Origin of the sequence: Empedobacter sp. UBA6305, assembly GCF_002440405.1 — a bacterium.
In the GTDB taxonomy this organism is placed as follows: Bacteria; Bacteroidota; Bacteroidia; order Flavobacteriales; family Weeksellaceae; genus Empedobacter; species Empedobacter falsenii_B.
The window spans coordinates 65468-78879 of the sequence record NZ_DJTP01000047.1; the positions used below are offsets into that span (position 1 = coordinate 65468).

Here is a 13412-nt window from a genome sequence, read left to right on the forward strand (position 1 = left end):
ACCTATTATTCTACCTTTTTCGTTATAATAATATAATTGTTAGATACATTTCTATATGTCAACAAAAAATAAAACAAGTCAATTCTCAAAAATCCGTATCGGGTTAGCTTCTCCAGAATCGATTCTTCAAGAATCTAAAGGTGAAGTTTTAAAACCTGAAACGATTAACTATAGAACGCACAAACCAGAGCGTGACGGGTTATTCTGTGAGCGTATCTTTGGACCTGTAAAAGATTACGAATGTGCCTGCGGAAAATATAAAAGAATCCGTTATAAAGGTATCGTTTGTGACCGCTGTGGGGTTGAAGTTACTGAAAAGAAAGTTCGTCGTGAGCGTATTGGACACATCAATCTTGTTGTGCCAATTGCACATATTTGGTATTTCCGTTCATTACCAAACAAAATTGGTTACATCTTAGGATTACCATCTAAGAAATTAGACATGGTAATTTACTATGAAAGATATGTAGTGATTCAACCAGGTATCGCAAAAGGACCAGAAGGTGAAGAATTAAATAGATTAGATTTCTTATCAGAAGAAGAGTATTTAGATATCTTAGAAACTCTTCCAATCGAGAATCAATATCTAGAAGATACAGATCCTAATAAATTCGTTGCGAAAATGGGTGCTGAAGCATTAGAAGACCTATTATCTCGTATCAATTTAGATGAGTTATCTTACGAATTAAGACACAAAGCACACAACGAAACTTCTAAACAACGTCGTACAGAAGCGTTAAAACGTTTACAAGTTGTTGAGTCGTTACGTGAGTCAAATATGCACCACGTAAACCGTCCAGAATGGATGGTAATGCGCGTTATTCCGGTTATTCCACCAGAATTACGTCCGTTAGTTCCATTAGATGGTGGTCGTTTTGCAACATCAGATTTAAATGATTTATATCGTCGTGTAATTATCCGTAACAATCGTTTGAAACGATTAATGGAAATCAAAGCGCCAGAAGTAATCTTACGTAATGAAAAACGTATGTTACAAGAAGCGGTTGATTCATTATTTGATAACACGCGTAAAGCATCTGCTGTAAAAGCTGATGGTAACCGTCCGTTAAAATCATTATCTGATTCATTAAAAGGTAAACAAGGTCGTTTCCGTCAAAACTTATTAGGTAAACGTGTAGATTATTCTGCTCGTTCTGTAATTGTTGTTGGACCAACACTTAAATTACACGAATGTGGTTTACCAAAAGATATGGCAGCTGAATTATACAAACCATTCGTAGTTCGTAAATTAATCGAGCGTGGAATTGTAAAAACAGTTAAATCGGCTAAGAAAATTATCGATAGAAAAGAGCCAGTTGTTTGGGATATTTTAGAAAATGTAATCAAAGGTCATCCAGTTTTATTAAACCGTGCCCCTACGTTACACCGTTTAGGTATCCAAGCATTCCAACCGAAATTAATCGAAGGTAAAGCAATTCGTTTACACCCATTAGTGTGTACTGCCTTCAATGCCGATTTCGATGGTGACCAGATGGCTGTTCACTTACCATTAGGACCAGAAGCTGTTTTAGAAGCACAATTATTAATGTTGGCTTCTCAAAATATTTTGAATCCTGCTAATGGTTCTCCAATTACTGTACCTTCTCAGGATATGGTTTTAGGTCTTTATTACATGACGAAAATTCGTCGTACAGACCACCAATTTACAGTAAAAGGTGAAGGATTAACTTTCTATTCAGATGAAGAAGTGCAAATTGCATACAACGAAGGAGCTGTTGACTTAAACGCGCCAATTCGTGTAAAAGGAACAATTCGTGTAGGGGAAGAGTTAGTAGAAAATCAATTAATTGAAACTTCAGTAGGACGTGTGTTATTCAACCAAATCGTTCCGAAACAAGTAGGTTATATTAATGAAGTATTAACGAAAAAATCGTTACGTACAATTATTAATAAAATCATCAAGATTACAGATTTCCCTACAACGGCTGCTTTCTTAGATGATATGAAACAATTAGGATACCGTAATGCCTTCGAGGGTGGTTTATCATTCTCATTAGGAGATATCTTAATCCCAGAACAAAAGAAAGACCTTATCTCAGGTGCGATCAACCAAGTTGAGAACATTAAGATGAACTATAACATGGGTCTTATTACAAATAACGAACGTTACAACCAAGTTATTGATGTTTGGACAACAACAAACGCAACATTAACAGAAATTGTAATGAAACGTATGACAGAAGATCAACAAGGATTTAACTCTGTATTCATGATGCTTGATTCTGGAGCGCGTGGATCTAAAGAGCAAATTCGTCAGTTATCAGGTATGCGTGGATTGATGGCTAAACCTCAAAAAGCTGGTTCTACTGGTGGGGATATCATCGAAAACCCAATTATCTCTAACTTCCGTGAAGGTCTGTCTATCTTAGAGTACTTTATTTCTTCGCACGGTGCGCGTAAAGGTCTTGCCGATACTGCCTTAAAAACTGCCGATGCTGGATACTTGACTCGTCGTTTAGTTGACGTTGCACAAGACGTTATCGTAATGCACGAAGATTGTGGTACATTAAGAGGTTTAGAAGTATCTGCTCTTAAGAAAAAAGAAGAAATTATCGAAAGTTTATCTTCTCGTGTATTAGGTCGTACTTCATTAAATGATATTTACAATCCAGATAATGGTGAGTTAATCATTGCTGCTGGTAACATTATCACAGAAGATATTGGTGAAGCTTTAGAAGCTGCAGGTATCGAAAATGTAGAAGTTCGTTCTCCATTAACTTGTGAAGCGAAAACTGGAATTTGTGCTAAATGTTACGGACGTAACTTAGCTACAGGTAAAGGTGTTCAGAAAGGTGAATCAGTTGGTGTAGTTGCTGCACAATCTATTGGTGAGCCTGGTACACAGTTAACATTACGTACTTTCCACGTTGGGGGTACTGCAGGTAACGTTTCTGAGCAAAATACAGTTAATGCTAAAGTTGACGGTACAGTTGAGTTTGATGACTTACGTACTGTTGAATCGACAGATGATGCAGGTAACAAAGTAGATACAGTTGTTTCTCGTTCTACAGAGATGAAAGTGATTGACGATTTAGGAAACGTTCGTCAACAAACTAACATCGCTTATGGTACTATCTTATCTGTTAAAAACGGAGCTAAAGTTCAAAAAGGTCAAGAGATTGCAAGTTGGGACCCTTATAACGGGGTTATCATTGCGGAATCTACTGGTAAAATCGAGTACGAACAATTAGAGCAAGGAGTAACTTTCCAAATTGAAATCGATGAGCAAACAGGATTCCAAGAAAAAGTTATTTCTGAATCACGTAATAAAAAATTAGTTCCAGCGTTAAGAGTTATCACAATTGATGGTGAAGAAAAAACATACAACTTACCAGTAGGTGCACACTTAATGGTAAATGATGGTGAAAAAATTAATGCAGGTAAAATCTTAGTTAAGATTCCTCGTAAGTCAGCTAAATCTGGCGATATTACAGGAGGTTTACCTCGTATTACAGAGTTGTTAGAGGCTCGTAATCCATCTAATCCAGCAGTTGTTTGTGAAATGGATGGAGTTGTTTCTTTTGGTAAAATAAAACGTGGTAACCGTGAAATCATCGTTGAATCTAAAAATGGTGAAATCCGTCGTTACTTAGTTAAATTATCAGCACAGATCTTAGTTCAAGAAAATGACTTCGTACGTGCAGGTGAGCCTTTATCAGATGGAGCAATTACACCAGAAGATATTTTAAGAATCTTAGGGCCAACAGCGGTTCAAGAATACTTAGTAAACGAGATTCAAGATGTATACCGTTTACAAGGGGTAAAAATTGATGACAAACACTTCGAAATTATCGTACGTCAAATGTTACGTAAAGTTCGTATTGTAGACTCAGGAGATTCAAGATTCTTAGAAGATAGTTTAGAGCACAAAGACGATTTCATGCAAGAAAACGATCGTTTATTTGGAATGAAAGTCGTAGAAGATGCTGGTGATTCTGACACATTAAGTCCAGGACAAATCATCACAGTTCGCGAATTACGTGACGAAAACTCTAAATTAAAACGTGAAGACAAAAACTTAGTGACAGCTCGTGAGGCTTTACCTGCAACAGCAGAAGCCGTTTTACAAGGTATTACAAGAGCATCTTTACAAACTAAATCTTTCATGTCTGCGGCATCGTTCCAGGAAACTACAAAAGTTCTTAACGAAGCAGCTGTAGCTGGTAAAGTAGACGGTTTAGTAGGATTAAAAGAAAACGTTATTGTTGGACACTTAATTCCTGCCGGAACTGGATTAAAAGAGTATCAAAACATCATCGTAGGATCTAACCGTGAATACGAGGAATTAATAAACGCAAAACAAGAATTATAATGTCAGAAAATCAACAAAACGAAGGATTAAACATTGAGTTAAACGAATTAGTAGCTCAAGGTGTTTATGCTACAGGAGCAATCATCAACCACTCACCATCTGAGTTCGTTGTAGATTTCGTTCAATTTTTACCAGGTGCTAGACCATCAGTAAAATCAAGAATTATTTTGTCTCCATTACAAGCAAAACAATTATCTCAATCGTTAGCAGAAAACGTAACTAACTTTGAGAAAAGCTTTGGTGAAATCAAAGAACCTCAAGTAAACAACGGTACTGCAACTTACGAAGCTTAAGAATCATTCTTAATATTTCAAAAAGTCCCTCAATCTTAGATTGGGGGATTTTTTTATGTAATCAAAACTATCAAATCATTAAAAATAATCTTATAAAAGTTAGATCAATTATTAAATTGATAATTATTTATGATATTAATGCGAATAATTTAAAAATAAAAAGCATTAATCTTTTTAACAGTATTTTTTTGAATCGAAAAAATGTTTAGATTTGTATTTAGCAAATAACACAAGAATGTCTGACTATAAATTAATTCTACCTTCTATGGGAGAAGGTGTAATGGAAGCTACTGTAACAAATTGGATCAAAAATATTGGCGATTCGATTAGTGAAGATGAATCGGTTGTAGAAATCGCAACAGATAAAGTAGATTCTGATGTTCCTTCGCCAGTTGCAGGAGTTTTAAAAGAAATCTTAGTTCCAGTAGACAAAATTGCAAAAGTAGGTGAGCCTATCGCAATTTTGTCTGTTGATAGAGTTGTAGAACAAGCTGATTCGGTAGAAGAAGTAGATACAAATAGCGATCAGGAAATTGCTGATGCAGCAAAATCTATCGAAGCTGAAGTTGCAACAATCAAAACTGAAACGCTTATTACTTCGTCAGATGATAAATTTTATTCTCCTTTAGTAAAATCTATTGCGAAAGAAGAAGGTGTTTCTCAGGCTGAGTTAGATCAAATTTTAGGTTCAGGAAAAGACGGACGTGTAACGAAAGATGATATTTTGGATTTCGTTAAAAATAGAGGAAATCAACCAGCGAAAACAGTTGTTACGACTTCTGTTGCTGCACCAGTTGCTCAACCTCAAGCACCGCAAGTGCAATCTGCGCCAATTTCTGTTGGTGAAGGAGACGAAATTATCGAAATGGATAGAATGCGTAAAATTATTGCGCAAAATATGCTACAAGCAAAACAAATTGCTCCTCACGTAACGTCTTTCGTAGAAGTTGATATGACGAATATTGTGTTGTGGAGAGATAAAAATAAAAATGAATTTCAGAAAAAACATGGTGAGAAAATTACCTTCATGCCAATTTTTATCGAAGCTGTAGCAAAAGCAATTCAAGATTTCCCAATGATTAATGCTTCGGTTGATGGAGATAAAATTATTAAGAAGAAAAATATCAATATTGGAATGGCGGCTGCTTTACCAAGTGGAAATTTAATTGTTCCTGTTATCAAAAATGCAGATCAATTTAATTTAGCGGGGTTAGCTTCTCAGGTTAATGATTTAGCAAATCGTGCGCGTAATAATAAATTGAAACCAGCAGAAATACAGGGAGGAACGTATACAATTACAAATATTGGTTCTTTCGGAAATACATTAGGAACGCCAATTATTCCTCAACCTCAAGTAGCTATTTTGGCTGTTGGTGCAATTGTGAAAAAACCTGCTGTTATCGAAACTCCGCAAGGAGATATGATTGCAATTCGTCATAAAATGTACTTATCTCATGCTTACGATCACCGTGTTGTGGATGGAGCTTTAGGAGGTATGTTTGTAAAACGTGTTGCCGAATATCTAGAGGCTTTCGATATGAATACGCCTGTGTAAGAGTAAAATAATACTAGATATAAAAAATCCAACTAATTTTAGTTGGATTTTTTTCGTTTAAATTTATAAGTAAGCATTACACCGCCTTTGTAAAGCAGCCACTCCCCACTTTTATTAAATGATTGCGCAGAATCATATCGTCCCAAATTAGGAGAATCTTCTTTATAATATCCTTTGTAATTTCCTTGAGAGTGTCCTCCACCAACAAAAACATCTAATCCCCAATGTTCGTTAATTTTTACTTGATAACCTATTGTAGCTCCTGTTAAGATTGCTACTCCACGTTGATATTTATCAGTGTTCCAATAATTCCATTTTTGAATATCAAAGAAACCAACTCCAATGTTTGGACCTATATAAAATTTACTAAAAGATTTATCAAAGTAATATCTACCTTCACCAAAAGCCATATACATTTGTAAATGATTACCTGCAAATGATTTCCAAGGAGAGATAAAACCGTCAGCTTGTAAAGTTATTCTATCTGTGATTGCATGTTCAACACCAAGATTTACCATTGCAAGTGGCATTGTTAACGCATTAACTTTTATTTGTGTTTCTCCTTTTTGAGCAAAGATTGTGGCGGGAAATAACAACCAAATTAATTTATTCATTCGTAATTTTTATCAGTTTGCGAAGCTAAGGTAAAAAAAAAGGTTTATTTAGATATTAATTCAAGCTTTTTTATAACTTTACTTAACATTTAATATATTATGGCACCAATCATATCAATCCTAATAATATTTTTGATTTTCGGAATTTTTGTTTCGATATTCTTTGTTATTGCCGTATCTGATGCGAAAGTCAGAGAGAAAAATGAACAACATACGCTGAAAAGTTTACCAGATCAGGTAGATCTAAAGGCTGTTGTACGTTATAATATTGGGCGTCCGCAAGGTAGATTTCTTAAAATGAAATCTTTTCAAGGAAGTGGTGTGTTGTATGCGCAAGGAGAACAATTAATCTTCAAAGATATTTTGGGTAATGAAGATCATATTTTTGATTTGAAAACATGCAAATTATCTTGGGTTGAGAACAAAATAAATGGGATTACAAATGCTTTTAAAGTAGCAGATCACGAAGCTATCATCTTCTTTTATATTGATAAAGGTGTCTTTATTTTTAATGCAATTGAAGAAAATGCGTCGACTTCAGATTTATATATTCGTTTGAAAGAATTGCGTAAAAGTATTAGAAATGCTAAAAAAGCTGAGTCGGCAAGTGAATAGTTAATCCAGCTCGGAAACCGCTCATATCTTTAAAATCCTTATTTTCTCTAAACTCGAAAGAATAGCCAGCATTTAACTCTACAATGCTCAAAACTGCGATACCAGCTTTTGGAGTAATTGTCCACGGAGAAACTTCAGTACGGATAACATAAAAAGCAGAGTTAAAGTTAGAGCTATATGGATCACCAGTATTGTTGCGAAAATTGAACATATATCCAGCTCCAACTTCTGGAATTACACGAAATTTGTCTTTCATATAACCCAAATTAGCATTGGCGCTAAACGTCAAAATATTGTTATTATCTTGTACTAAGAACAAATCTGTTCCAACTTTTCCGTAATTTCCGTTCCAATATTCATAACCAAGATTAATTGTAAAATAATCGGATAAATTTTGTTGTGCTTTCGCTTGAAAACTAATGATAAAAACAAAGATTGCGATGAACTTTTTCATGTGATAAAATTAATGAATTATTTAGCTTTCTCCCAAAAAATAAATTTTCATCATCATTAATGATTTTTTATTTCAAATTGAAAGGTATATTTACTCCAATTGAAAATTGAAAACCTTTGATAGGTTTAAAACTATCTTTTTCATTAATCTTAAAACCATATCCAAAACCAAAATCTACAAAAGAAGCTAATGAAATACCAGCTTTTGGAGTAATTGTATAAGGTGTAAATTCACTTTCTACAAATGGAAAAATATACATCAACTGGCTCGCGGCAACATATCCTGTAATGCCAACTTCAGGAATTACGTGAAAATTATCTCGCATATATCCCATATTAGCATTTGCGTATAATTTAAAATCAACCATATTATCACCTAAGCCGAAAAGAAAAAATAAACCTGCTTTACCAAAGTTTCCAGATTGATTAGAGTTGCTTAAGGTTGGTCCCCATAGAACTTCTTTTGGATAAGAAAAAGAACTAAACAAAAGAAAGAGTGAAAGAATAATTATTTTTAATAAACATGGGATAGTTTTTCGTTAAACAATTTTAATGTAAAGATAAATAGCTACAACTTATCTTGTTGTAGCTATTTATAATGATTTATTAAAATTTAAAATCGACTCAAAATTTTAATCCATCGTGAATCCTTTTGTATAGATTCGTCCGTAATAATCTGCAAATTTAATTGACACGCGACCTTTATAATTTTTTAAGATTTTTTCGATATCGTCTTGTGAACTTACATTTTTATCATTGATTGATAAGATGATAAATTCTTCTTGAACACCTGCTGCCGCTAATTTTCCTGCATTATCTAGATGTTTTACCATCACACCATAATTAATTCCGAAACTATCTTTTTGACGTTCTGTTAATGGCTCAAATTCTGCTCCAAGAACTTCAGTTGGCGTTAAGTCAGATTTGCTTCTCACTTTAGTGCTTCCTTTAGCATCTTTCAATGTAATGTTGTATGTTTTCTCAGAGTTTCCACGTCTTACAGTAAGCGCAACATTGTCACCAGGACGTTTGCTTCCTACGATGAACGATAACGAAGAGAAAGATGTAATTGGTTTTCCATCTACAGCTGTAATAATATCGCCTTCTTCGATTCCAGAATCAATTGCAGACCCTTTCGCTACCAATTCAGTTACCATTACTCCATTATCGGTTTTAATATTTTTCTTGAATTGCTTGTTGTATTGTTTTACAGCATCTTCATTCGATAAATCAAAACCTTTGATACCTAAATATCCACGTTGTACAATTCCGTACGATTTGATATCCTCCACAACTTTTTTCACCAAGTTTGCAGGGACAGCAAATCCGTAACCAGAATAAGCTCCTGTTGGTGAAGAAATAGCTGTATTAATACCAATTAAATCTCCGTTTGCATTTACCAAAGCACCACCAGAGTTTCCTGGATTAATCGCTGCATCGGTTTGAATAAACGATTCGATTGGTGATTCAGAATTTTTACCTAAAATATTAATGCTACGACCTTTTGCCGAAACAATACCTGCTGTAACAGTAGAAGTCAAACCAAATGGATTCCCAACTGCTAACACCCAATCTCCAACATTAATCGCATCAGAATCGACAAATTTTGTGAATGGTAAACCTTTTTCACTAATTTTCAATAAGGCAATATCTGTACTTGGATCAGTTCCAACTAATTCAGCAATATAACTTTTTTGATTATTCAAAGTCACTTCAATTTTAGAAGCACCTTGTATCACGTGATTATTTGTAACAATGTAACCATCTTGTGAAATAATTACACCAGAACCCATTCCAGATGGTTGATCTTGATCTGGTTGCTGTTGTCTTCCTCTTTGTTGTTGTTCTGGTTGCCCGAAAAAGAAATCAAAAGGATCAAAGAATTGCTGTTGTTGTTGCTGTCTTTGATTCGAATAATTTTTGATACTCACAACTGTATGTACAGCTTTATTAGATGCTTGCACAAAGTTTGGCGCATCGTAATTGTAATTTCCTTTATAATCTACAAATTCAAAGTCTCCATTTTTCTGATTACTTGCATTTGTAATAAATGGATTACTTCCATTTTCGTTCATCAAATAAAAACCTCCCATAGTTGTCATAGAGCTCACTAATCCAACTAATAAGTATCCTGTATATTTTTTCATCTTTAATTATATAAGTTTTTAATGTTTTTAGATTAAATCAAATTTAAGACCAAAATTTTAACATTTCAAACCGTTTAACGCATGTTAACACTATATTATAAATCTTTTATAACATTAGTTAAGAGTGACAAAAATGTCTTTACTTTGTTTAAAATTAAAGAAGTTGAAATTAAAATTTTATAAATATCAAGGAGCTGGGAATGACTTTGTCATGATTGATGATCGAGAAAAAACGTTTCCAATCTCTACAGAATTGATTAATAGGCTATGTGATCGTAATTTTGGTATAGGAGCTGATGGTTTGATTTTGTTACAAAATGATGAAAATTCAGACTTCAGAATGGTGTATTTCAATTCGGATGGAAACGAAAGTACAATGTGCGGAAACGGAGGACGTTGTATTATTCGATTTGCAAATGATTTGGATGTTGCCAATGACAAAATGACATTTAATGCGATTGATGGTTTGCATCATGGTATCGTAGATCAAGAAGTTATTCGTTTACAGATGATTGATGTAAATGAAGTAGAAGATCACGACAAATATTTATTTATGAACACAGGTTCCCCGCATCACGTAGAATTTGTGGAGAATTTGAAAGATATTAATGTCTACAAAAAAGGAAAAGCAATTCGTAATGGTGCGCCTTATTTTGAGAAAGGTTCTAACGTAAATTTTGTTGAAGTTATGCCAGATAATAGTCTTGCAATTCGTACGTATGAGCGTGGAGTAGAGGACGAAACCTTGGCTTGTGGAACAGGAATTACGGCAGCTGCGATTTCTGCTTATGTCAAAAATTTGGTAGACAAAAAAGATATCAAAGTAAAAGCAATGGGTGGAGATTTATCTGTAAATTTTGAAGAAAATAATCATAACTTTGTCAATGTTTGGTTAAATGGACCAGCAGTAAAAGTTTTTGAAGGTGAAATTGAAATTTAATTCAATCCAATGAAAAAATTAAATTTAGTATTAATATTAATCTGTTCATTCGCATTTGTAGGATGTACATTTATAGACGGTTTCAAAGGGAATGCAACCAAAGATGGTTATATCTATATTTCTCGTGGAGCTAAATTTGAACAAGTTTTAGATTCTTTAAAACCATTTTTGAAGGATGTAAAATTGTTCAAACAATATGCAGAAGATGCAGATTATCCAGCAACGATAAAATCTGGAAAATATAAAATATCAAGCTCAGATTCTAACCGCGATATTATTGATCGTTTGCAAGGGGGAGAGCAAGAAGAAGTGAAGCTTCGTATCAAAAATGAGCCAACAATTTATCATTTGGCGGGTTCAGTTTCCAAACAAATTGATATGGACTCTATCGAAGTTTTGACAGCTATTCGCGATTTTGTGAAAGAAAAAAACGATACAACGTTAAACGACGAAACAGTTAAACAATATTTTATTCCAGAAACGTATTTCGTGTATTGGGGATTAACACCAGAAAAGTTTGTGGACAAAATGGTGGCGCAGCACGACAAAGTGTGGAATGCAGATCGTTTGGCAAAAGCAAAAGCGCTCAACATGACACCTTTGCAAGTGACAACTTTGGCGTCTATTGTACAGTTGGAATCATCTGATAATATGGATGAACAACAAAAAGTTGCACGTGCATATATGAATCGTTTGGCGAAAGATATGCGTTTAGAAGCCGATCCAACATCTATTTATGCGTACAAAATGGAAAATGGTTGGGATCAAAAAGTACAACGTGTGTACAAAAAATGGACGTGGTCTTCGAATGCGTACAACACATATCGTAACAAAGGTTTGCCACCAGCACCAATTTGTTTACCAAATTTAGGAGCAATTGATGCGGTTTTATCACCAGCAAATCACGATTTTATTTTCTTTGTTGCAGATCCTAAAAAACCAGGTTACCACATTTATACCAATGATTATCAGGAACATTTGAAAAATGCTGAGAATTATAGAAATTGGTTAAAAGAGAATAATATCAAATAGTTGTATCTTTAGCTAAACCAATTTTAGCTATGTTACAACCAAATTATACAAAAAGAGAATTCCTAAAACTGCTTGGTACAGGTAGTTTAGGAATTTTTTTTATGTCTTTTTATTCGTTTGATGATTTTTTGGATGATGATTTAATAATCTTGACAAAAGATGATGCAAAATATGATCAATACCGAAAATCATTCAACAAAAGAATTGAGAAGTTTCCGAAAATTATAGCAGTTTGTAAATCTGAAACTGGAATAAAAAAAGCAATTGCATTAGCAAACGAAAAGAAACTAAAAATTGCCATTCGAAGTGGAGGACATAGTTTTGAAGGTTTTTCGAATGTTGATAACGGATTGTTGATTCATCTTGGATTGATGAACAAAATTACGTGGTTGCAAGAAAATAAAGTGAAATTACAACCAGCTTGTTTGTTGCAGGAAATTTATGCGAATTTTTTACCTAAGAAAAGAATTATTCCAGCTGGTTCGTGTGGAACTGTCGCTATTGGAGGTTTGACTTTGGGCGGTGGTTATGGTTTTTTTAGTCGAAAATATGGTTTGACCTGTGATAATCTGCTTCGTGTAAAAATGATCGATTACAAAGGAAATACAATAGACTCTGATAAAGATCCAGATTTACTTTGGGCGTGTAAAGGAGGCGGAAATGGAAATTTTGGAGTTGTGACGGAATTACATTTCAAAACTTATCCAGCACCACAATCTTTCAGTGGATATCGCATGAAGTTTAATAATTTAACTTCTGATAAATTTGTCAAATTAATTCGGCTTTGGTTTCAAACAACGGAAAAGTTACCGAACGAAGCTTTTTCTGCTTTTGTGTTGAATGGAAAATTTTTAACGATTTTATTTACCAATTTTGCAACAAATCAAACTGATTTTGAGAAAACATTTTCGAGTTTAATTCCACTAGCGAATGATTACAAACCGATGAAAAATAGAAATCTGGCCACTGCGCTCAAAAATTATTATGGTGTAACAGAACCAATTTATTTCAAAAATTCTTCAGCTGGTTTGTACACAGGAATTGAAGATATAGAAAAAGGTTTGGAAGATATTTTTGCAAAAGTTGTTGCTTCTAAAGGAATGATTTATCAGATCAATACTTTGGGAGGAAAAATAAATGAAGTCAAAGTTTCAGATTCTGCTTATCCGCATCGTGATATTAATTATTTAAGCGAATTACAAGCATATTGGGATTTACCTTCGCAAGAAAAAAAGTTGACAAAATCATTTGAAGAAGTGCAACAATTGTTAAGAAATCTTGGAAATGTAAAACAATACCGAAATTATCCAGATATCAATTTTCCTGATGCAAATAATGCTTATTTCGGAAATAATTTACTTCGTTTGCAAAAGTTGAAAAAGAAATATGATCCGAATAATTTGTTTGATTATCCACAAGTGATTAAATAG

The 13412-nt window shown here is 33.9% G+C and carries 11 protein-coding genes; 7 read left to right on the top strand and 4 right to left on the bottom strand.

The window, feature by feature from the left end; all coding sequences use genetic code 11:
- The first annotated feature begins 55 nt into the window (after positions 1 to 55).
- The 3 genes from rpoC to B3M86_RS12360 all read left to right on the top strand — a co-directional run bounded on the left by rpoC (position 56) and on the right by B3M86_RS12360 (position 6181).
- Entirely contained in the window at positions 56 to 4333 is a 4278-nt protein-coding gene (gene rpoC / locus B3M86_RS12350) for a DNA-directed RNA polymerase subunit beta' (RefSeq protein WP_291075993.1), read from the top strand.
- Entirely contained in the window at positions 4333 to 4626 is a 294-nt protein-coding gene (locus tag B3M86_RS12355) for a DUF3467 domain-containing protein (RefSeq protein ID WP_038331074.1), read from the top strand. Before rpoC ends, B3M86_RS12355 begins: the two co-directional genes overlap by 1 nt.
- A gap of 235 nt (positions 4627 to 4861) precedes the next feature.
- Positions 4862 to 6181, top strand: coding sequence for a dihydrolipoamide acetyltransferase family protein (locus B3M86_RS12360; RefSeq protein ID WP_291059149.1), 1320 nt, complete (start codon positions 4862 to 4864; stop codon positions 6179 to 6181).
- Positions 6182 to 6219: 38 nt separating this feature from the next.
- Here the strand turns inward: B3M86_RS12360 and B3M86_RS12365 are convergent, their stop codons facing one another.
- Positions 6220 to 6795, bottom strand: a complete 576-nt coding sequence (locus B3M86_RS12365; RefSeq protein ID WP_291047747.1) for a DUF3575 domain-containing protein — start codon at positions 6793 to 6795, stop codon at positions 6220 to 6222.
- Between the two features lie 99 nt (positions 6796 to 6894).
- Here B3M86_RS12365 and B3M86_RS12370 point away from each other — a divergent pair, with 99 nt between their 5' ends.
- Positions 6895 to 7410 carry a hypothetical protein gene (locus B3M86_RS12370; RefSeq protein WP_291047749.1) on the top strand — a complete coding sequence of 172 codons (516 nt, stop codon included), beginning with the start codon at positions 6895 to 6897 and terminating at the stop codon, positions 7408 to 7410.
- On the opposite strand, the gene B3M86_RS12375 is transcribed toward B3M86_RS12370, so the two are convergent.
- The 3 genes from B3M86_RS12375 to B3M86_RS12385 form a co-directional block, all read right to left on the bottom strand.
- Positions 7382 to 7864 (bottom strand): hypothetical protein, encoded by a 483-nt coding sequence (locus tag B3M86_RS12375; RefSeq protein ID WP_286495068.1) that lies wholly within the window; start codon positions 7862 to 7864, stop codon positions 7382 to 7384. The two genes, B3M86_RS12370 and B3M86_RS12375, sit on opposite strands and share 29 nt — an antisense overlap.
- 67 nt (positions 7865 to 7931) lie before the next feature.
- A complete protein-coding gene (locus tag B3M86_RS12380; protein ID WP_219033756.1) occupies positions 7932 to 8351 on the bottom strand; it encodes a hypothetical protein in 420 nt (139 codons plus the stop codon).
- A 144-nt stretch (positions 8352 to 8495) separates the two neighbouring features.
- Positions 8496 to 10010, bottom strand: a complete 1515-nt coding sequence (locus B3M86_RS12385) for a Do family serine endopeptidase (protein ID WP_125349428.1) — start codon at positions 10008 to 10010, stop codon at positions 8496 to 8498.
- Positions 10011 to 10173: 163 nt separating this feature from the next.
- Here B3M86_RS12385 and dapF point away from each other — a divergent pair, with 163 nt between their 5' ends.
- The 3 genes from dapF to B3M86_RS12400 are packed head-to-tail and all read left to right on the top strand — an operon-like array spanning position 10174 to position 13412.
- The gene (gene dapF, locus B3M86_RS12390; protein ID WP_038331176.1) at positions 10174 to 10950 is read left to right on the top strand and encodes a diaminopimelate epimerase; all 777 of its coding nucleotides are present in this window, start codon (positions 10174 to 10176) and stop codon (positions 10948 to 10950) included.
- Between the two features lie 9 nt (positions 10951 to 10959).
- Entirely contained in the window at positions 10960 to 11982 is a 1023-nt protein-coding gene (gene mltG, locus B3M86_RS12395; protein ID WP_038331083.1) for an endolytic transglycosylase MltG, read from the top strand.
- Between the two features lie 29 nt (positions 11983 to 12011).
- Positions 12012 to 13412 carry an FAD-dependent oxidoreductase gene (locus B3M86_RS12400; protein ID WP_038331084.1) on the top strand — a complete coding sequence of 467 codons (1401 nt, stop codon included), beginning with the start codon at positions 12012 to 12014 and terminating at the stop codon, positions 13410 to 13412.

Excerpts from the sequence above, each read along its gene's own strand:
- rpoC (WP_291075993.1), top strand. The coding sequence starts at position 56 with ATGTCAACAAAAAATAAAACAAGTCAATTCTCAAAAATCCGTATCGGG.
- B3M86_RS12370 (WP_291047749.1), top strand. The coding sequence starts at position 6,895 with ATGGCACCAATCATATCAATCCTAATAATATTTTTGATTTTCGGAATT.
- B3M86_RS12375 (WP_286495068.1), bottom strand. The coding sequence starts at position 7,864 with ATGAAAAAGTTCATCGCAATCTTTGTTTTTATCATTAGTTTTCAAGCG.
- B3M86_RS12400 (WP_038331084.1), top strand. The coding sequence starts at position 12,012 with ATGTTACAACCAAATTATACAAAAAGAGAATTCCTAAAACTGCTTGGT.
- B3M86_RS12365 (WP_291047747.1), bottom strand. The coding sequence starts at position 6,795 with ATGAATAAATTAATTTGGTTGTTATTTCCCGCCACAATCTTTGCTCAA.
- mltG (WP_038331083.1), top strand. The coding sequence starts at position 10,960 with ATGAAAAAATTAAATTTAGTATTAATATTAATCTGTTCATTCGCATTT.
- B3M86_RS12360 (WP_291059149.1), top strand. The coding sequence starts at position 4,862 with ATGTCTGACTATAAATTAATTCTACCTTCTATGGGAGAAGGTGTAATG.
- B3M86_RS12385 (WP_125349428.1), bottom strand. The coding sequence starts at position 10,010 with ATGAAAAAATATACAGGATACTTATTAGTTGGATTAGTGAGCTCTATG.
- B3M86_RS12355 (WP_038331074.1), top strand. The coding sequence starts at position 4,333 with ATGTCAGAAAATCAACAAAACGAAGGATTAAACATTGAGTTAAACGAA.